We start from the raw sequence: 18,773 nt of genomic DNA, 5'->3' as shown, positions 1-18,773 counted from the left end.
CCGCGCGTTGGGCAGCGTGGCCGCAGGGCAGGTTCTTCCGCTCCCTGAGGCTCCCGACGGTTCAACGCGGCAGCAGAACTCCGCGTTCGCGGACGACCAGCTCTTCGCCCTCGGTGAGGCTCGCGAATGTGATGACCTCATCCAGCAAACGGAACGCGCCACCAATCTCCCGGCGGGCGGTGACGATGCGTTCTGCCATGTCGGGACTGGCATCGAGTACCTGAGCGATCGTCTGGGCATCGGCGCCGTTCAGATCGAGCAGCCCGCCGTCGTCGTACCCGTTGCCTCGGCCCGGTCGGCCGATGCCCAACTCACGGGCCATGGCGGGATCGTCCTGAACGATACGGCGCGCCTCGGCCCGCAGGGCTCGGGCCTGTTGGGCCACGGCGAGAGCGCCAGCGGGCTCCGTAGCGGCCGGTATCGGCTGCTGAGCGGTGTTGCCATAGCTCAGGGATCGGTACGGCAAGACGAGGATCGGGGCAATGATCATCCCAGCGAGCGCGGTGAAGCCGGCGACAGGAGGGATGAGTAGGCCGCCGGCGAGGACGGCGGTGAACACGATGGCCAGGCGGCGAGCCTTTGCCGCATCGCGCTGATGAGCGCGGGACAACCGCGTGTAGGCGTGCCAGAACGGTGCGCAGGCGAGCAGGCCTACGCTCAGGATCGGCGTAAGGACGTACCAGAGGCCGGGACGACGTCGGTCGGCTTGGGCAGGGTGCTGACTCACGGGCACAGCGTATCGATGACCAGACGTGAGGTATGCCCACAGGAATCGACCAGGCCAACGAACGCCTATCGCAAGCTGCGATGGCCGCCCCTCGCCCCCAACCTTCGTCCTACAAGCTGACGGCCAAGACGTACGCGGGCCGAGGTCACCAAGGCAGCTCGGCAACACGCAGGAACGTGCCACGGAATACAAGTGGCGGGAACACGACCTGGAGACCGTCGACGTCACCGCCGTGCGAGGCGCCGCGGAAGACGAGCAGGTGTGGGCGCCCTTCGGCGAGATGCACCAAGGACTCGGCTTCGACGGGCTCTTCCGGTACACCTACCTCAGATGACCGGAGAACCCGAGCGCGAAGGCGCTTCAGCGACGAAGAGCCAATAGGGGAACCAGCATCGAGCTGGTCCCCCTATCGGCCAGCCACGGCCAGGCCTTGGCGTCAAGCATGACTGCTGATCAGGCGAAGCACCGGGCGCTCATTCCGCACTCCCAGCAGCTCACAGACGCGCTCTGGCTTCCAAGCGAGCTCGCGCGCGAGCTTCTCGACCGTGAGGCCGTCCTCCTCGGCCGCGAGTTCGAAGGCCTGGCGCAGGAGGGCAGGCTGTTCGCCGGAGAAGCCGTTGACCGACTCGGCTGCGAATCCCGGCTGCCCTTCGAGCGCGCGCAAGCGCTGGTAGGCGCGACTGGTCGTCGCATCCGAGGTCAGTCCGAGTTCGCGGCAGCGGTAGATCAACGAGTGTATGGAGACGCCCCAGGTGCGCCGCAGTTCGGCCAGGCGCGCGAGGTCCATGCGGCGAGGAAGGAGCGGCAGGATGCTGGACTGCGGGGTGAGGAACTCGGCCGCGAAGGCGTCAGCTTCCTTCTCCTGCCGGCTGTCCCCGGTGGCGTCGCCGTGAAGCACCAGATGGCCCAACTCGTGTGCGGCGGTGAAGCGGTGCCGGTAGACGTCATCAGCACGATTGGACGTCAGGACCGCGAGGGGCCGGGCAGTCCGGGAGGAGAATGCGTCGACAGTTGTGGCCGACGTGTCGCCCGCCGGCGGCGTGACGACGATGATGCCGTGGGACTCCATTCGCCTCACGAGATGGGTGACCGGACCGTCGCCCAGGCCCCAACGGCGCCGCAGCTCCCGTGCCGCCGCCGCAGGCTCCGCCGGTAGCTCTTCGCCGGGGTGGACCTCCCCTCCGGCGAAGCCGGGCAGGTCCACGACCGGCAGCTGCACCCGCAGTTCCAGGGCGTAGGTCAGTTCCCAGACCTGCTCAGCGAAGGCCAGCGCTCGCTCGCGCTGGGCCTTCGGGGTGCTGCGAAGGCTCCGAAAGTGGGCCATCGAGGCATCGAGGCGGCTGCTCGGTCGGCCTGCCAAGAAGAACGAGAGCGGCACGCTGAGGATGTCCGCAAGGCCGGGAACCAGCTCCGGTCTGGGCTTCGAGACGCCCGTCTCGTACTGGCCGACGGCGGCCGGCGTGACACCGAGCCGCTCGGCGACGTCCTTCTTGGTCATCTCCGCCAGTCGGCGGGCCTGGGTGAGCCGGGCTGGATCGAAACCGTCGACGACGGCACGAGGGGTGATCCCACGTTCTTCCAGTCCCGGGATGAGGTCTTGCCTAGTTCGTCGCATCGTTTTCGTTGATCTGAGGCTTCGCTGGTTCCGCTTCGGTCAGTGGCGTCACGTTGAGCGTTCGATCCACGTTCGAACGGGACGACAGGGTAAGAGTAGGCGTCTCGCCCTGGTCGAAGCCGGTGTGCTCCAGAATTGCGGGTCCAGACTGAGTCGGGACGGACGACAGCCGCTTCCCGTGGAAGGTGACGGCCTCCGGAAGCGGCAGCGCTTCCGGCCCGGCGACCCAATCCAACACGCCATCGGCGCCGTGAGCGGCGACGCCCCAGTGGGCCTCCAGCAGCTCCGAGGAGTTGCACGCGAAGGGCACCAGGACCAGACAAGTGTCCGGGGGCACGGTGGTGAGACCGCCGTGCAGTTCGACGGCCGGTTCCTCGGGCGGTGTGGCGAACTCGAAGTCGAAGGCGCCCTGGATGCTTGTTGGAGCCGTCGGGGCCGGGGCGAAGGTGAACAGCTCTCGGACCATCCCGGAGTTGCTGGGTACCCGTGCGGTCAAGATGTCGGACCGGGTCCTCGCGTAGAGGAACGGATAGATCAGGCCGCGTCCGACCAGCACCAGGTCGAACGGGAAGCGGTACGGCTTCACCGGCTTGGCCCCCGGCAGCTCCCTGAGCTCCTCGTAGACCCGCTCGAACTGGCCGGACCAGCGTGCAGACCCGAACGGGTGCTTCGTCCGGACGTCCGCCTGCTCCTGACCGGCCTGCGCATTGGCCTGCATGTTCCGGAGGGCCTGGCCCAAGCCGGTACGGACGGCGAGCGCCTGCTCGCCGAACAGCTCGGTCATCCAGGGAGAGAGCGGCACGTCCATGCGTCAGAGCTCCTTGAGGTCAGCACTTTCCATCGAAGCGCATCACAGCCAAGCGCACTTTAGTTGATGTCAGAGAACTTGCACAAGCACTTCAGCCGGCAAGGTCACATGTGGTGTCGAGTGCAGCCCGCCCCGGCGCTGGGTGTTCACTGCGGTTGGCCTGGCCGCCCGGCTGGACCGCAGCCACTCACGGCAAGGCCCGGTGGCAGCTGCCGCCGCTTATTGGTTGTCGAGCGATCGATTTCGCCCGGCCCACGTGTGATAGTGGTCGCTCGCCGATCGCGTCGATCTTCGACCGGGGCGTGTGCTACGTTCCGTGATCCAACCGAAAACAGGCGACCCCGGCAGCGCGCCAACGCTCCGGGGTCAGGCAACAGGAGCCAACACTCCCGATGCGTGTCCATCGTAGCGCCCACGTGCGCAACTTCACCGTGCTGCCCAACGCCGTCCTGCAGTACCGACGGCTCTCCTACACCGCCCGCGGCCTGCTCGCGGACCTCCTCTCCCGGCCCGACGGCTGGCGCGAGGACGGCCGGCACATGGCCGACACCAGCCCGCAGGGCCGGGGCGCGATCCGCAAGGCCCTGAAGGAACTGGCGGAGGCCGGCTTCTACCGGGTCGAGAAGATCCGCATGCCCGACGGCACGATCGTCACCGAGACCCACGTCTACGACACGCCGCAGCTGGCGGCGCCGGGTGTCACCCGTCCGGTCTCCGGTGAAGCGATCACCGGTGGTGCTGGCGTCCTTGTAAAGGACCTGGTGAAAGAACCCTCCCTCCCCGCCGAGCAGGTCGATGAGCCGGTCCTCGCCGACGAGCCGCAGGCGAGGATGGGAGGGCGGGAGGAAAACTCCGAGGGGGAGGTCGTGGAACAGCCCGTGGCGGTGCCGGACGAGCAGGTCTGCGAGGCGGTCGCCACGTTGTTCCGGGTGATCCGCCCCGAGCCGCGCCTGCGGCTCGGCCAGGCCGAAGCCGAGGAACTCGCACCCCTCGTCGCGCACTGGCTGGAGCGCGGCGCGACCCAGACCGACCTCGCCCAGGCTCTGCTGCCTGGCCTACCCGTCCCGATGCACTCGGCGGTCTCGGTGCTCCGCTACCGCCTGGAGCGCAAGATGCCGCCCGTCCAGCCCGCTGTACGGCCCGCAACGGCCCGGTACTCCGAGTGCACCAAGTGCCACGACCCGGCGCCCCAGCCGGGCATCTGCCGGGCGTGCGCGGGCCTTGGCGCGCGAACGGTTGCCGTCCGTGGGGGCGAGGCGGTCACCCGCAGCGGGGCGGCCCGCGCCAGGGACGCCCTGCGCGCCGCCAAGACCGCCGGCCTGCACCTGGGCAGCCTGGTGGTAGCCCAGTAGTGCTGCGGCACCAGCGTCACCGAGTCGGCAACGGTCAGGCTGCCATGGCCGGCAGCGCGCGCAGGCGCTCGCGGAACTCGGCGACGGCGGGCTCCGCGCCGTACGGCTTGAGGTAGCCGTCGAACTTGGTGAGGCGGCTGACGGCGCGGACGGAGTGGACCTTGGTTTCGAGGAGGCCGAGGCCGCGGTTGGCGGCGTCGAGGGCGCCGTCGAGGTCCTTGCCGGCGAGGCGGGCGGTGGCGAGGCGGCCGGAGCGGACGGCCTGGTCGCGGGGGACGGCGTGGTCGATGGAGGAGACGAGGGCGCTGGTGGCGCGCTCGACCTGGCCGGCGCGGAGCATGACCTTGCCCTCGGTGGAGCTGAGCTGGGCGTCGCCGTACCAGGAGAGCCAGCTGGGGAGTTGGTCGCCGCCGTTCCTGGTCCAGAGGTCGTGGGCGCGGTTGAGGGCGGATCCGGCCTTCTGGTGCTGGCCGTCGCGGGAGAGGCTCTCGGCGTGGTGGAGTTCGAGGTAGCTGCGGACGCCGGGCTGCATGGTCGTGGGGGTGTTGGCGAGCGCGGTCTCGACCTGGGCGACGCGCTCGGCGGGGTTGCCGGCGTCGGAGAGGTGGACGCCCATCTCAGCGAGCAGGAAGGCGCCGAGGGCGTCGTCGCCGACGGTCTTGGCGGCACGCAGGGCGCCGAGGTAGTACTGCTGGCCGGCTGAGCGTAGGCCGCTGTCGTAGGCCATCCAGCCGGCGATGTAGTTGACCTGGGCGGCCAAGCCGTAGAGGCGGGCCTCGACGGCTTCGGTGTGGCGGCCCTGCTTGAGCAGGGTGGTGATGATCGCGAGGTCTCCGCGGGCCTGTTCGATGAGGCGGGCGCCGCCCATCTGGGCGTCCAGGGTCTGGAGGGTGGCGACGCGGGCTTCGAGGGTGTCGACCATGGAGTCGGTCACCTGGTCGCCGCCCAGGGCGGAGGCGAGGGCGGGCGAGGCTGAGGCCCAGCTCGCGGCGACGGTGGCCATGGCGGCCCCGGTGATGGTGAGAAAGCCCCGCCGATCCATATGACCACTCCTGACCAGTTCCACCAGTACGTCCACGGTACCGGTCTTCGTCCAGGGCGCCGTGATGCCGGTCACTTCCCAGACCGGGAGCCATCGCGGCCACGGATTGGCAACCAGGGAACGGGGATTGACGCCCAGGAGGTCGGCCAAGACGTACTGCGCGTCCGGCTCGGGCTCCTGGCCCTGCTCCCACTTCCAGACCAGCGTCCGGTTGGTCGCCAGGTGGATCTTCAGCGCGGCACCGCGGTCGCGCATCATGCCCGCGAACTGGTTCTTTCCCCATCCGCGTAACTGCAGCAGGTAGGTGAGCGGGTGGACCGCCAACATGCCTTCGCTCATCTCAACCCCCGGCTCTGTGGGCCCTGTTGGTGAGCGTAGTGCTACCCGCCGCAGCACGGGCGCTCTCGGAGAGAAACCCCCTGGAAACGTTCCGCAACACTCCGCCGCGCCGCGACGCTGGACCGGCCGTCGTCCGAAGAGAGCGGAGGGGACCCAGCCATGGACGCAACCGCGAACCCGCAGCGAGGTCGCCATCGTGGCGCGCACCGCGACCCGCTGGGGACGGCGCTCGCCGTGGTGTGGGGGCTCGGCCACATCGTCACGCTCGCGCTGCTCGGGACCGTTGCCCAGCACCAGCTCGGTGCCGAGCAGCACTTCGCGGCACCGCCGGCACGCACTCTCCCTGATCGGGAGCCGGCTGCTTGAGAACGCCCGGCTCCCGCGTTCGGTCCGTCATCCCGTCTCAACTCATCTCCCACCGGGGGACCTTCATGCAGCACACCCTGACGCACCCCCGCACCACCCTGACCAGGGTGGTCGTCACCGGTGCGGCCGGATTCATCGGTTCGCACCTGGTCGACGCCCTCCTCGCCGACGGAACGACCGTCATCGGCGTGGACCGCCGTGACCCGCGCACCGACGCGAACGCGGCGGCCAACCTCGCCGGAGCCCTCGACCACCCCGGCTTCACCTTCGTCGCAGCCGACTTGAGGACCTCCCCGCTCCAGGCTCTCTTCTTGCAGGCCGACGCGGTCTTCCACCTCGCCGCCCTGCCGGGTGTGCGCGGCTCCTGGGGCGAGCGGTTCGCCGAGTACACCGCCAGCAACGTCTTCGCCACCGAACGCGTGCTGGCCGCCTGCGAGGACGTCCGCGTTCCCCGGCTGGTCTACGCCTCCTCGTCCAGCGTCTACGGCACCACCGGAGGTGGTGCCACCGCCGAAGAGCGCACGCCGAACCCCGAGTCCCCGTACGCGGTCAGCAAGCTCGCCGGTGAACAGCTGTGCCTGGCCCACGCAGGCAAGCCAACGTCCACGGTCACCGCAGTGGCGCTCCGGCTGTTCACCGTCTACGGGCCTCGCCAGCGCCACGACATGCTGATCGGCCGCGCGCTGACGGCAGCGCTCGGAGGCCCAGCGCTGGACCTCTACGGGGACGGCCGCCAGAGCCGCGACTTCACCTACGTCGGCGACGTGGTCTCCGCGGCCGTCGCCGCCGCGACCACCGCGATCGGCACGACCGTCCTCAACATCGGAGCCGGTGTCAGCACCAGCGTGCTGGAGGTGCTGGACGCCGTCGAAGAGCTGAGCGGCCACCCGGTCCCGATCAACCAGCGGCCCGCCCAGGCCGGCGACGTGGAGACCACCCTCGCCGACCGCTCCCGGGCGGCCGACCTCCTGGGCTGGACTCCCGGCACGGACCTCCGGCGGGGCATCTCCCGCCAGCTCGACCACCTGATCGCCGACTCCCCGCAGCCCGTCCGCGCCTGAGCGACCCCGCCCCACCGTCCCACCGGAGGAATCGTGTTCGTCACCACCGCGGACAGCGCGAACGCGCTGTTCACCCGCGCCAGCAAGGCCATCCTCACCCAGGGCCGCAGCGTCGCGCCGCGCGGCATGGCCACCGCCGAACTCATGGGCGCCTACCTCAAGTTGAGCGACCCGACGGCCCGGATGGTCCACCTCAGCCCGCACCGCGTGCTCAACCCCGCCTTCGCCGCCGCCGAGACCGTCTGGATCCTCTCCGGCTCCAGCGACGACTGGATCCACGACTTCAACAGCCGCCTGGCCGCGCTTACCGACCACGGCGCCCTCCAGGGTGCCTACGGCCCGCGCCTGCGGCGCTGGCACGGGCGGCTGGACCAGCTCGACTACGTCCGGCGGCAGTTGACCCGCGACAGCGAGAGCCGCCGCGCCGTCGTCCAGATCTTCGACCCGGGCCGCGACACCGCCGGCCACAAGGACGTCCCCTGCACCCTCGGCTACCGCTTCTACCTGCGCGAGGGCCGCCTGGAGATGCACACCAGCATGCGGAGCCAGGACGTGTGGCTGGGCCTTCCGTACGACCTGATCACCACGACCGTGCTGCACGAGCTGATGGCCGGCTGGCTCGGTGCCGAGGTCGGCGACTACCACCACCACGTCGACTCCCTGCACCTGTATGCCCAGCACCAGGACACCGCTTGGCACCTGGCCCCGGACGCGCCCGCCTCGTCCGCGTGGCAGCCGCTCGGCATCCCGTGGGAGGACTTCGACCTGGTGATGAAGCAGGTCACGATGGGCGAAGCGGTCGGCCACCCGGTCTGGGACGGCTTCGCCGCCGTCCTGGCCAGCTACCGGCTGTGGAAGGCCGGGCACCGCGACGAGGCCCGGGCCACGGCCGCCGAGGTGTCGGGGCCGCTGCCCGAGGCCCTCGCCACCTGGTACGACCAGCGTGAGCACCAGGTACCGCTCGCCGCGATGCCCACCCCGGCGATCCCGGCGAAGAGGTGACCGTCGATGACCACCCGCCGCAACACCGTGCTGGGCCTGTGCTCCTACACCCACGACTCGGCCGCCGCCCTGCTCGTCGACGGCCAACTCACCGGGTTCGTCGAGGAGGAGCGGCTCAGCGCGGTCAAGCACGACAAGAGCTACCCGGCCAAGGCCATCGACTGGCTCCTCGACGAGGCGGGCCTGACCCGCGCCGACATCGGCACCGTCGCCTACAACTTCACGCCGCAGAACTACCTGCGGGCCATCCCCGCCGCGCTCGCCCACGCCGTACGGCCCACTACCGCGGCACGCGCCCTGCCGAGGGCCCGGTCGTTCGCCCGGGTCGCCACCAACACCCGCCAGCGCCTGACCTGGCTGGCCGGCAACTTCCCGAACGCCACCGTGCAGCCCGTCCTGCACCACCGCGCCCACGGCCTCTACGCCTTCGCCACGTCCGGCTACGAGGAGGCCGCCATCCTGGTGGTCGACAGCCTCGGCGAGGTCCAGGCCACCACCATCGGCCACGCACGGCAGCACGCGCGCGGCTGCGCGTACCGGATCGTCCACGCCCTCGACGACCCCGCCTCCCTCGGCTACGTGTACGGCGCCGTCACCGAGCACCTCGGGTGGCGGCGCGGGGACGAGGAGGGCACTGTCATGGCCTTGGCCGCCCTCGGCGACCCGAAGCGCTTCCGGCCTCTGTTCACGAAGGCCGTCCGGCTCACCACCAACGGCTTCGTCCTCGACCATCGGCTCATCGCCCTGCGGGTCATGGACCGCCGCTACCCCCGGCTGACCGCCGCCTTCACCGCGCTCACCTGCCCGCCGCGCCGACCGGACGAGGAGGTCGCCCAGGTCCACGCCGACCTCGCCGCCGCCCTCCAGGAGCGCACCGAGCAGGTGATGCTGCACCTCGCGCGGATCGCCCGCGAACGCACCGGCGCCCGGCTGCTGTGCGTGGGCGGCGGGGTCGCGATGAACTGCGTCAGCATCGGCAAGATCATCGCCAGCGGGCTGTTCGACGAGGTCGCCGTCCCGCCCGCCCCCGGGGACTCGGGCACCGCGATCGGCGCCGCAGCCGCCGTCCACCTCGACCGGCACGGCGACCTCCCCGCCGGGCTGGCCCGCGCCTGCTACCTCGGCCCGTCCTTCCCCGGCCTGGAACTGCCCGCCGAGCCGAGGCCCGGTATGACCGCGCGCCGCCTCGACGACGTGGCCGCCTTCGCAGCCCGTGAACTGGCCGAGGGCACGATCATCGGCCTGTTCCAGGGCGGCGTGGAGGCCGGGCCCCGGGCGCTCGGGCACCGCTCGATCCTCGCCTCCCCGCTACGGCCCGGCGTCGCCGACCGGCTCAACTCCACCGTGAAGTTCCGCGAACCGTTCCGCCCGTTCGCCCCGGTCGTCCTGGCCGACAAGGCCGCCGACTACTTCACCCTCGGCCAGGAAGCGCCGTTCATGTCGATGGCCTCCCCGGTCACCGACCTGGCCCGCCAGACGATCCCGGCGATCGTCCACACCAACGGCACCGCGCGGGTGCAGACCCTCACCCCCAGGGACAACCCGCTCCTCGCCGACATCCTGACCGCCTTCGCCGAACTCACCGGCGTGCCCGTGCTGATCAACACCTCCCTGAACATCAAGGGCAAGCCGATCTGCGGCACCCCGGAGATGGCGCTGGACTGCCTCGCCGAATCCGGGCTCGACGCGCTCCTCGTCGAGGACTGGTGGGTGACCAAGGCATGAGGATCGGCTACAGCTGCTGGGGCTTCCTCGGCTCCGGCGTCACCGACACCCCCGACGGCGGGCGCAGCCACCGCCGCACCCTGGTGGACGGCCTCATCGCCGCCGGCCACGAGATCGTCTTCCTCCAGGCCAACCGGGACCTGACCGAGGCCGGCACCGACCTCACCGCCACCTACCGGTGGGACGACGGCCTGCCCGAGATCGACGCCCTGTTCCTGGAATGGCGCTGGCCCATCCCCGGCCGCAACACCACCGCCTGCGGCACCGACGGGCACACCTGCGACCTGCACCGGCAGCAGGAACTCCTTGACCACTACACCCACCGGCACGCCGTCCGAACGGTCCTGTGGGACAAGGACCGGCAGCTGCCCGCCGACGACCCGCTGCGGACCGCCGGGCACGTCCAGGTGTGCGAACCGGCCCTCCACCCGTCGCCCGGCGCCGTGAGCCTGCTCTTCCCGGTCGCCGACGACGCCCTCGACCAGGCCCACCCGGGCGCGCTCGCGGCCCACGGGCGCCCGCTGCCACTGGTCTACGTCGGCAACCAGTACGACCGCGACACCGCCTTCGGCGAGTACTTCGCACCGGCCGCCGCCCAACTGCCGCACCAGGTGGCCGGGAAGTGGAGCGACACCGCCCGCTGGCCGGAGGTGAACTTCACCGGCCGCATCCCCTTCGACGAGGTCGCCCCGCTCTACCGATCCGCGGTAGCCACCGTGCTCCTCGCGCCCGACCGGTACGCGCGAAGCGGCCAGTTCACCCAGCGCCTCTTCGAGTCCGTCCTCGCCGGCTGCCTGCCGCTGGCCCCGCACACCCTGCGGGGCGCGGAAGCGGTCGTGCCGCGCGAGCTCGTCGTCACCGGCGCCGCCGACGTGGTGGCCACCGTCACCGCGCTCACCCGGATCGCGGGCAGCCAGGCCCACGCCGACCTGATCGCCCGCTGCATCGACCACCTCGACCCGTTCCGCCTCACCCGCCAGCTCCGCACCCTCACCGCCGCGCTGGCCGGCACCTGCATTCCGCCCCTGCTGATCGAAGGAGCCCGCGCATGACCCAGGCCGCCGCACCCGTACTCCCCGGCATCCAGCGGGTCGAGAAGCTCTACCTGGAGCTGCTGTTCCGCTGCAACTTCTCCTGCACCACCTGCTACCACGGCGAGGACCTCAAGCGCCCCGACACCGTCACCGTCGACCAGGCCACCGCCGCCCTCACCTACTTCGCCGACCACTACGACACCCACTGGGTGTGCCTGCTCGGCGGCGAACCCCTCCTGTTCGAGGGCCTGCCCGCCGTCCTCGCCGCCGCCAAGGCCCTCGGCTACCGCACCGAGATCTGCACCAACGGCTACAAGCGCCGGGCCTTCCTCACCCAGGCCGCCGAACACCTGGACATGCTCCGCGTCTCCCTGGACGGAGGCACCGCCGAGGCCCACGACCGCATCCGGCGCCCCGGTTCCTTCGCCGCCGCCTTCGACACCCTCGCCTGGGCTCACGGCCGCACGCTCCCCTTCGGCGCCACCTGCACGCTCACCGGCGAGAACATCACCACCATCCCCGCCCTCGCCAAGCGCCTGCGCGACCTCGGCGCCCGCGACCTGATGCTCCACCGCGTCCGCCTGGTCGGCAACGCCGCCGACAGCGGCATCACGCCCGTCACCTGGGAACAGACCCAGTACCTCCACGAACAGCTGATCGGCATGGATCTGGGCGGCATGAAGGTCAACACCGACATCCTGCTGCCCGAGCGGTGCCCGCCGCCCAGCGACGTCGTCGAGAAGCTGGAGATCTCGCCCGATGGGCGCGTCTACCTGTCGTGCGCCGAGGTCGCCGGCCCCGGCCGCGAGGTCCGCTACGACTTCGACCAGGCCGCCCTGGTCACCGTCGACGCCGCGTGACCAGCGCGAAGCGTCCCGGGCCGGGCGCCGGCTCGGGACGCACCCCGGGCGGACCGAAGCGACCACCGTCCGGCCCGTCGCACGGCTCGGTAGCCTGTAGCGACATGGACAGGATCGCCATCATCGGCTGCGGCGGCAGTGGCAAGACCACCCTCGGACGCCAGCTCGCCGACAAGATCAACGCCCCGGTGACCCACCTCGACGGCGTCTACTACGACTCCGACTGGAACACCCTGCCGCCGGAGAAGTTCGCCGCCATCCAGGAGGAGCTGGTCGCCGAACCGCGCTGGGTGATCGACGGGAACTTCGCCTCCACCCTCCCCATCCGCCTCAAGCGGGCCGACACCGTCGTCTTCCTCGACATCCCCCCGATCGTGTGCCTGTGGGGCATCCTCCAGCGCCGCCGCCGCTACCGCGGCGGTCAGCACACCGAGCAGGGCGTCTTCGACCGCATCCACTGGGGCTTCATCCGCTACGTCCTCGGCTACCGCCGCCAGATGCGGCCCAAGGTCCGCGCACTGATCGCCGAGCACGCCGACCACGCCCGCGTCGTCACCCTCACCAGCCGCCGGGCCGCCCGCCGGTTCGTCGCCACCGTGCCCCGGCAGACATGACCTGACCCACTTCGCACCGGGAAGGCTCCACCTGTCCATGACCGCCAACCCGTTCCTCGACGCTGCCCGCGTCCGCCACGACCTGTACGCCGACGCGGGCCGCATCACCCAGCGCACCAGCGCCCTGGCCCGGGCCAAGACCGCCGGCCCGCACCCCGCCGCCGTTATCGCCGACCTCGCCGCCAGCGGCCTGCACGGCACCGTCCTCGACATCGGCTGCGGACGCGGCACCACCACCGTCGCCCTCGCCGAACGGCTCAGCCCGCCCCGCCTCATCGCCTTCGACCAGTCCGCAGCCCTCCTCGCCGAAGCCGAGGGCAGGCTCGCCGGGCACACGGGCGTGGAGATCATGCGAGGCGACTTCCACGCCATCGCTCTGCCCAACTCCTCGGTGGCGGTGACCACGGCCGCCTTCTGCCTCTACCACTCGCCCCGGCCTGCCACCGTGATCGCGGAGATCGCCCGTTGCCTGGCCCCCGGCGGCCTGTCAATCACCGTCACCAAGTCCGCCGACAGCTACCGCGCCCTGGACGAGGTGATCGCCGCCGGCGGCCTCGACCCCGAGGCCACCAGCCGACCGAGCCTGTATGAGACCTTCCACAGCCACAACCAGGCCGACATCGTGGCCACCTGCCTCGACGTCCAGCAGGTCATCCACCACGAACACCGCTTCCGCTTCACCGACGCCGACCACATCGCCGCCTACGTCGCCACCAACCCCAAGTACCAACTCCCGTACGATGCCATTGAGATCGCCCAGCGGCTGAGGGAGACCGTTGGCGACGGCCCGCTGGAGACCACCTCGACCGTCACCTACGTCGTGGCCGCCCGCCGATGAGGACCTTCACCAAGACCTACGCGGACCCTGGAGCCCAGCAGCAGGCACTGGCGCACCACCGGTGGATCGCCCGCGTCAACCCCGACGTGCGCATCCCCGAGGTCATCCAAGTCATCCCCTCCGCAATCGACTTCGAGCACATCGACGGCCGCCACGGCGGCCCTGACGACCTGGCGACCCTGGCCGCCCTCCTCGGCCACCAGCACACCAACGCCTACACCCGCGAGCTGCACACCGCCCGCCTGAACGCACCCCACACCAGCGACGGCATCACCATCGCCGGCTTCGCCGACGACCGCCGCGAACGCCTCCACCAACTCCTGGCCTCCGGCGCCGTACCGGGCCCGGCTCTGACCCGTGATGCGATCGACGGCTGGCTGGAGCGGGCTGCCACGATGCCAGCCGCCTTCTACAAGGACGCCAACCCGCGCAACTTCCTCATCACCGGCGCGGATGTGACCGTCATCGACTTCGACTCCCTCACCCTCGCCCCCTTCGGCTACGACCTCGCCAAGCTCGTCGTCAGCACCGCCATGACCACCGGCTCCCTGCCCGAGGGCACCATCCGCCAGGCCCTGGACGCCTACAACCACCACCCCCGGAGCCGTGGCTTGCCCGGTTGCCCCTGGCACGAGTTCGCCGCATGGTGCGAGTTCCACCACGCCCTGACCGCGCCCTACCTCGGCACCAACAACTACCGGTTCAGCTGGCACACCGTGCGGCCGGCCTGGACCACCGACATCCTCCGGCACTTCGACAAGGAGTCCGCGCTGTGACGACCAACAGCGTGATGAACAGCCGCAACGCGGTCTGCGTGATCGTCCACGACAAGGACACCGACACGATTGCCGCCCTGCACTACGCCGCCCGCAACTGGTCCCCGCACCCGTCCTGGACAGTCCCCGGCGGCAAGGCCGAACCCGGTGAACCCCTCGACGGGGCCGCCGCCCGCGAGCTCAAGGAGGAGACCGGCCTGCTCGTCGACCCGGCCGACCTCGAACTCGTCCACGTCATCCACGTCGAACAGGGCTGGGACCAGGCCGGACACTTCGTCCTCTTCGTCTTCGCCACCGACAAGTGGACCGGCTACCTCGCCAACACCGAACCCGACAAGCACCTCACCGCCCGCTGGGTTCCCGTCAGCCACCTCCCCGAACCGGCCTTCCCCACGGCCGCACAGGCGCTCACCGCCTACCGAGACGGCGGTCCTGCCTTCTCCCGCTATGGCTGGGAGCCAACAGCGGTATGACGGCGCGGCCGAGTGGGCTCGCCGAAGGATACTCAACGAACCCACCCAGCCACGGCCGCCGACGAACTGACACCTGGCCAGATCCGCGCCCACCTAATCCCTCGACGCCCGACGACCACCTCGGCCCGCTGGCTACAGTCATCACCATGAGCGACTCCCAGTCCCACGAGGTCGTGGCCCAGCCCCGCACTGCCGCCGGTGTGCTCTTCTTCGACGAAGACGACCGCGTCCTCCTCGTGAAGCCGACCTACAAGCCCGGCTGGGAGATTCCCGGCGGCTACCTCCACGCCGGCGAGACCCCGAGCGAGGGCGCCGCCCGGGAGGTCCAGGAGGAGCTCGGCATCACCCCGCCAGTTGGCCGACTCCTCGTCGCCGACTGGGCACCCCACCCCACCGAGGGCGACAAGCTCCTGTTCGTCTTCGACGGCGGCGTCCTCCCCGCCGATGAGCTGGACAACATCACCGTCGACCAGGTGGAGATCGGCGAGTACGCCTTCCACACCACCAACCAGCTCGACGAACTCCTCATTCCGCGCCTCGCCCGCCGCGTCCACGCCGCCTGCGTCGCCAGGACGCAGTCCGCGACCGTCTACCTGGAGCACGGAGCAACCCGCGCGTAGCCACCAAAGTCGCAACACGGACACCGGCCACCGTCGCAGCTATGTGAACGCTGGCCGGTTCCGGCGGGTTGGCGTATTGCCCTCAGCCGTTGTCGACCAGCGCCACCCCCCCGCCAATGCTTAGGCCCCTGGATCGGAAGACGAGGGCCGGCCCTCACCTAAACGAGACGGCCGTCCTCATTGGGGTCGGATCCAAACTCTGCCCGCGACACTGGCGGGAGTGCTTCGTTGGCATTCTGGCGAAGGAGCTTGATAGTTCTTCCCTCCGCCCACGCATTCCACGCCTTCAGGTAGAACGCGAGGTGAGCACGCGAGTCATCGCGCTTCCTCAGGCTCTTCCCCTGCTTGAGGGCCAGCATCGTGTTTCTCAGCGTAAGCCTGGGGTCATACCGCTTGAGGTTCGCTCCCGTGACGAGTCCCTCGTACCAGTCGCTCTGGTCTACGTCTGGCCGCTCCGTCGAGGTCACGTACCACCCCACAGTGGCCGCCGTCACCGAAAGGCATACCTCTCGATAGATAGAGAATCCCTTGTCGAGCGCTTCTCTGATCCGAGGATTTTCGGTCAGCAATTTGAGCAGCTGGTCATGACTACACATCGAGGACGGTCCAGACCAGCTGAGCTTCGGAGCCGTCCGATACATGTGAAGACCACGAAGCGAAGCCGCCAGATGCTGCGCCCGCTTCTCTTCCTTGAGGAAGAGGATGTCACGGGCGGTCCTCTTCTTCCCCGTGTCCATCACCGAGAAGGCAGCGGGATCGACCCCCCGCGCGACCACCAGCTGGGCTGACCTGGTTGCCTGGACGATTGCAGCCAGCCGGTGCTGCCCATCGAGGAGCCGGCCGTCCGGGCTGAACGCGATGCCTTGATGGTGAGTCTGCCACTCACCCCGCTCAAGCGCTCCGGCGAGCCCCGTGACGTGGCCCTGGCTCAGCTGCCGATTCCCGTAGTTGCTCTCGGCCAGCCACTTCTTCGCGGTCTCAGGGTCAACGGTTTCTACCGCAATGCTGATCACCGGCACCTCCTGATAAATCGGGCCCTGTTTGGACTTTCTCGTCGACTCAATGAGGTGAATCGCGCGCCGATCAGGATGGCAGATCGCTCCAGCCAGCTACCGCCTGTCAGAGGGGAAGCCATGCGGCCAAGTGGGAAAGAATCGTTTCCCTCACCTGAAATGATTCACCCATTCGGCCCGAGGACATTCCCAGAGCATCGACCATGACCAAGTGGGCCTTGATAGTCGACTGGTGACAGATGGACCGGCGCAGAGCGAGCCATCAGTGATAGCCCACGACTCGATCGGGCCACACACGGACGGCGCTGCGGGCGCCGGCGCCGACCCCTTGTGGGCTTCGATCTCTGGCGTACCACCGACCGCAGTAGGCGCGCGGCTGGCGGATGTTGGGAACACGCGACAGGGCACGCCCCGGCCGCTGTCAGACCTTCCAGGTAGCGTCTGATGTCCCGCATGTTCAGCGGCCCAGGAGCAGGGGGACCAACGTGCCAAAGAGCTTCACTCTCGGGGGAGTCGAGTACACGACCAAGAAGGCCGCGGGGGAAGCGGTCCGCCGACTCCTTTACGCCCACCCCGCGGGGACTGTGATCACTGACGCCAAGGAGGAGGAGTTCTTGCGGGACCTCCTCTCCTTCCACCCCGACTATCCGGAGAAGACCGGTCCAGGGGTGGCTCACTTCACCGTGGAACGGGCGCTCCGCGGCACTGTCGGCTTCCACGTGGTCAGGACAGACGGAACCCGAGACGTGTTCAGCTACCTCGCCTGCCTGACGCACCCCAGCCACCGGGACAACGTCCTGGGAACGATGCGCCTCTCCATCTCGGATCAGATCTACGCCTTTCGAGCAGCCAACTGCCCTCCTGGCCAGCCCATCACCTGCGCCATGACAGGGCAAACAATCACCTGGAGCGAGGTCCACATAGACCACGAGTCCCCGGTGTTCGTTGACCTCGCCGAGAGCTTTGTCCACCACCACGACGGCTTCGACGCCGTGGTGGTGGACAAGCGCGACACCCCGCAACGCTGGCACCTGCGCGATCTTGAACTTGAATGGCAGCAGTACCACCAGCAGCACGCCACCCTGAGGGTTGTGTCCAAGGCTGCGAACCTAAGCCGACGACGCTCCTGAGGCTGGACTCGAAACCTACCCGTGTTCAGGGAGCCCACGGATGAGCATCAGCAGCAGTGCTCCCAGGCAGTGAGGATTCCGCCGTTTCCGGCGCTCTCGTCGTACACCACCCATATGCTCGCTACCAGGCGCAAAAAAGATCATCTAGGAGCAACCGTGAAACCCGGTGACATCGCTATCCCTCAACGCCTGGGACACCTCAGTCGCGACCCTCGCGGGTATCCAGTGATCGCGACGGTGGACCGGGACAGTGACGGCGTCGACTTCGGCTCGATCAACGAGCAGCGAAAGCTGGTCCTCGCAACGTTCGACTGGTGTGCGATCTGCGGCTTGCCGTTCCGCGACGAGACACGATGGCAGTTCCTCTTGCACGTGCCGGAAGGAGGCAGCCCCGACGCCATCTGGAGCGGCGAGGCCCCGGTCCATGAGATCTGTGGCTTCTACGCAGCACAGATCTGCCCGTTCCTGTCATCTCCCGGCGCACGACTGGGTGATGACGGACGCCGAGGTCAGCGTCGACCAGCCAGCGTGCTCGCCGCCGGCTACACGAGCACCGATGCCGTGGACATCAAGCCCTCCGGGCTGCAGGACGACACGTATGTCGTGCACTTCGCGCACACGTCCGCCGTGGATCGGTTCACTTACTCCGATCGCAACGAACTGCGCGATCGATACCAGGAGCTTCTGGCAGCGGAGACGCCCATCGAAGTCTCGCCCGGCGAGAAGACCCTGGTGGACCGCTTCAATGCCATCAGTGCACCGCCAGGCGAGGATAACCCTGGCGCGACTGTCGCCGGCGCCGCCGTTATGGCGGGCGCAGGCTACGCCCGCAACGTCTTCCGGCTGGGCGGGATGAAGCCCTTCCACGAGCCGGTTTATGCCACCCTCGCGTCGCACTTCCTCACCAACGACGGGCTGTGTGACTTGGCGGATACCTTCCGCGACGAGTCAGGTCGGGCAGCTGCCCAGTGGTTGCTCGAACAGGGGGACCAAGTGCCCCCAGTCCTGGCTCACTGGCGGGAACGCGGCATGCAACAGACGACTGGCCGCACAACCCCCAAGGCCAAGCCACAGGGCCCAGGGCGTTCCGTTCCAAAGAATGCGGCCTGTCCCTGCGGCTCAGGCCGAAAGGCTGGTCGGTGCCACCCGGCAGGGCTGTAAGCCTCCAAGTACGTCGGCGGGCCGCAACGCCAGCGAGCCGGGGGGCCGCAGGGCACATCCAGGGCACATGCGGGCGGAAAACGGCGCTGACCAGTGAAAACTCGTGACATGAGTTTTCCCAGGTCAGCGCCGTGATCGCCGCAAAATCACAGGTCAGCGCGGCGCTCGTGCAGTACGTGAACTACCGCTAGTCGACCGCCCCCGGTGGACGGGGGCA

Annotated in this window: 19 protein-coding genes; 14 read left to right on the top strand and 5 right to left on the bottom strand. The window is 69.4% G+C overall.

Annotated features, from left to right (window positions below; genetic code table 11):
• Positions 1 to 61: 61 nt before the first annotated feature.
• The 3 genes from J0670_RS08715 to J0670_RS08705 all read right to left on the bottom strand — a co-directional run bounded on the left by J0670_RS08715 (position 62) and on the right by J0670_RS08705 (position 3,150).
• Positions 62 to 727: a hypothetical protein gene (locus tag J0670_RS08715; RefSeq protein ID WP_207810864.1), complete on the bottom strand. Its 666-nt coding sequence runs from the start codon at positions 725 to 727 to the stop codon at positions 62 to 64.
• Positions 728 to 1,163: 436 nt separating this feature from the next.
• Positions 1,164 to 2,342 (bottom strand): ImmA/IrrE family metallo-endopeptidase, encoded by a 1,179-nt coding sequence (locus J0670_RS08710; RefSeq protein ID WP_207810862.1) that lies wholly within the window; start codon positions 2,340 to 2,342, stop codon positions 1,164 to 1,166.
• Entirely contained in the window at positions 2,329 to 3,150 is an 822-nt protein-coding gene (locus J0670_RS08705; RefSeq protein WP_207810860.1) for a hypothetical protein, read from the bottom strand. Before J0670_RS08705 ends, J0670_RS08710 begins: the two co-directional genes overlap by 14 nt.
• A gap of 392 nt (positions 3,151 to 3,542) precedes the next feature.
• Between J0670_RS08705 and J0670_RS08700 the strand changes: the two genes are divergently transcribed.
• Positions 3,543 to 4,502, top strand: a complete 960-nt coding sequence (locus J0670_RS08700; RefSeq protein ID WP_207810858.1) for a hypothetical protein — start codon at positions 3,543 to 3,545, stop codon at positions 4,500 to 4,502.
• Positions 4,503 to 4,536: 34 nt separating this feature from the next.
• On the opposite strand, the gene J0670_RS08695 is transcribed toward J0670_RS08700, so the two are convergent.
• A complete protein-coding gene (locus J0670_RS08695; protein ID WP_207810857.1) occupies positions 4,537 to 5,883 on the bottom strand; it encodes a transcriptional regulator in 1,347 nt (448 codons plus the stop codon).
• Between the two features lie 159 nt (positions 5,884 to 6,042).
• Here J0670_RS08695 and J0670_RS08690 point away from each other — a divergent pair, with 159 nt between their 5' ends.
• From J0670_RS08690 to J0670_RS08640, 11 genes are all read left to right on the top strand, one after another.
• Positions 6,043 to 6,249 (top strand): hypothetical protein, encoded by a 207-nt coding sequence (locus J0670_RS08690; RefSeq protein ID WP_207810855.1) that lies wholly within the window; start codon positions 6,043 to 6,045, stop codon positions 6,247 to 6,249.
• A gap of 65 nt (positions 6,250 to 6,314) precedes the next feature.
• Positions 6,315 to 7,310, top strand: coding sequence for an NAD-dependent epimerase/dehydratase family protein (locus J0670_RS08685; RefSeq protein WP_207810853.1), 996 nt, complete (start codon positions 6,315 to 6,317; stop codon positions 7,308 to 7,310).
• A 33-nt stretch (positions 7,311 to 7,343) separates the two neighbouring features.
• Positions 7,344 to 8,312, top strand: coding sequence for a thymidylate synthase (locus J0670_RS08680; protein ID WP_207810851.1), 969 nt, complete (start codon positions 7,344 to 7,346; stop codon positions 8,310 to 8,312).
• A gap of 6 nt (positions 8,313 to 8,318) precedes the next feature.
• Positions 8,319 to 10,037 (top strand): carbamoyltransferase C-terminal domain-containing protein, encoded by a 1,719-nt coding sequence (locus J0670_RS08675; protein WP_207810849.1) that lies wholly within the window; start codon positions 8,319 to 8,321, stop codon positions 10,035 to 10,037.
• Positions 10,034 to 11,089 carry a hypothetical protein gene (locus J0670_RS08670; RefSeq protein ID WP_207810847.1) on the top strand — a complete coding sequence of 352 codons (1,056 nt, stop codon included), beginning with the start codon at positions 10,034 to 10,036 and terminating at the stop codon, positions 11,087 to 11,089. Before J0670_RS08675 ends, J0670_RS08670 begins: the two co-directional genes overlap by 4 nt.
• A complete protein-coding gene (locus J0670_RS08665) occupies positions 11,086 to 11,931 on the top strand; it encodes a radical SAM protein (RefSeq protein ID WP_207810846.1) in 846 nt (281 codons plus the stop codon). Before J0670_RS08670 ends, J0670_RS08665 begins: the two co-directional genes overlap by 4 nt.
• Before the next feature lie 104 nt (positions 11,932 to 12,035).
• Positions 12,036 to 12,545 (top strand): topology modulation protein, encoded by a 510-nt coding sequence (locus tag J0670_RS08660; protein ID WP_207810844.1) that lies wholly within the window; start codon positions 12,036 to 12,038, stop codon positions 12,543 to 12,545.
• Between the two features lie 37 nt (positions 12,546 to 12,582).
• On the top strand, positions 12,583 to 13,383 hold the full coding sequence (locus tag J0670_RS08655; protein WP_207810843.1) for a class I SAM-dependent methyltransferase: 801 nt from the start codon (positions 12,583 to 12,585) through the stop codon (positions 13,381 to 13,383).
• The gene (locus tag J0670_RS08650; RefSeq protein WP_243436726.1) at positions 13,380 to 14,159 is read left to right on the top strand and encodes a phosphotransferase; all 780 of its coding nucleotides are present in this window, start codon (positions 13,380 to 13,382) and stop codon (positions 14,157 to 14,159) included. The genes J0670_RS08655 and J0670_RS08650 overlap by 4 nt, the downstream gene beginning before the upstream one ends.
• Positions 14,156 to 14,632: an NUDIX domain-containing protein gene (locus tag J0670_RS08645; RefSeq protein WP_207810841.1), complete on the top strand. Its 477-nt coding sequence runs from the start codon at positions 14,156 to 14,158 to the stop codon at positions 14,630 to 14,632. Before J0670_RS08650 ends, J0670_RS08645 begins: the two co-directional genes overlap by 4 nt.
• 146 nt (positions 14,633 to 14,778) lie before the next feature.
• Positions 14,779 to 15,252 (top strand): NUDIX hydrolase, encoded by a 474-nt coding sequence (locus J0670_RS08640; RefSeq protein WP_207810839.1) that lies wholly within the window; start codon positions 14,779 to 14,781, stop codon positions 15,250 to 15,252.
• Between the two features lie 158 nt (positions 15,253 to 15,410).
• Here J0670_RS08640 and J0670_RS08635 read toward each other — a convergent pair whose 3' ends face one another.
• Positions 15,411 to 16,265, bottom strand: a complete 855-nt coding sequence (locus tag J0670_RS08635; protein WP_307806444.1) for a hypothetical protein — start codon at positions 16,263 to 16,265, stop codon at positions 15,411 to 15,413.
• Between the two features lie 485 nt (positions 16,266 to 16,750).
• On the opposite strand from J0670_RS08635, the gene J0670_RS08630 reads away from it, so the two are divergent.
• On the top strand, positions 16,751 to 17,395 hold the full coding sequence (locus J0670_RS08630; RefSeq protein ID WP_207810838.1) for a DCL family protein: 645 nt from the start codon (positions 16,751 to 16,753) through the stop codon (positions 17,393 to 17,395).
• A 156-nt stretch (positions 17,396 to 17,551) separates the two neighbouring features.
• On the top strand, positions 17,552 to 18,556 hold the full coding sequence (locus J0670_RS40195; protein ID WP_207810837.1) for an SEC-C metal-binding domain-containing protein: 1,005 nt from the start codon (positions 17,552 to 17,554) through the stop codon (positions 18,554 to 18,556).
• Positions 18,557 to 18,773: the final 217 nt, after the last annotated feature.

The sequence above is a fragment of the Streptomyces sp. FH025 genome, assembly GCF_017427025.1.
GTDB lineage: Bacteria > Actinomycetota > Actinomycetes > Streptomycetales > Streptomycetaceae > Kitasatospora.
The sequence above is the reverse complement of the archived record's forward strand: the minus strand, read 5'-3'. Positions and strand labels throughout refer to the sequence as shown.

Coding starts and splice junctions, on each gene's coding strand:
- J0670_RS08650 (WP_243436726.1), top strand. CDS start 13,380: ATGAGGACCTTCACCAAGACCTACGCGGACCCTGGAGCCCAGCAGCAG.
- J0670_RS08665 (WP_207810846.1), top strand. CDS start 11,086: ATGACCCAGGCCGCCGCACCCGTACTCCCCGGCATCCAGCGGGTCGAG.
- J0670_RS08685 (WP_207810853.1), top strand. CDS start 6,315: ATGCAGCACACCCTGACGCACCCCCGCACCACCCTGACCAGGGTGGTC.
- J0670_RS08640 (WP_207810839.1), top strand. CDS start 14,779: ATGAGCGACTCCCAGTCCCACGAGGTCGTGGCCCAGCCCCGCACTGCC.
- J0670_RS08710 (WP_207810862.1), bottom strand. CDS start 2,342: ATGCGACGAACTAGGCAAGACCTCATCCCGGGACTGGAAGAACGTGGG.
- J0670_RS08655 (WP_207810843.1), top strand. CDS start 12,583: ATGACCGCCAACCCGTTCCTCGACGCTGCCCGCGTCCGCCACGACCTG.
- J0670_RS08695 (WP_207810857.1), bottom strand. CDS start 5,883: ATGAGCGAAGGCATGTTGGCGGTCCACCCGCTCACCTACCTGCTGCAG.
- J0670_RS08705 (WP_207810860.1), bottom strand. CDS start 3,150: ATGGACGTGCCGCTCTCTCCCTGGATGACCGAGCTGTTCGGCGAGCAG.
- J0670_RS08670 (WP_207810847.1), top strand. CDS start 10,034: ATGAGGATCGGCTACAGCTGCTGGGGCTTCCTCGGCTCCGGCGTCACC.
- J0670_RS08675 (WP_207810849.1), top strand. CDS start 8,319: ATGACCACCCGCCGCAACACCGTGCTGGGCCTGTGCTCCTACACCCAC.
- J0670_RS08690 (WP_207810855.1), top strand. CDS start 6,043: ATGGACGCAACCGCGAACCCGCAGCGAGGTCGCCATCGTGGCGCGCAC.
- J0670_RS08660 (WP_207810844.1), top strand. CDS start 12,036: ATGGACAGGATCGCCATCATCGGCTGCGGCGGCAGTGGCAAGACCACC.
- J0670_RS08700 (WP_207810858.1), top strand. CDS start 3,543: ATGCGTGTCCATCGTAGCGCCCACGTGCGCAACTTCACCGTGCTGCCC.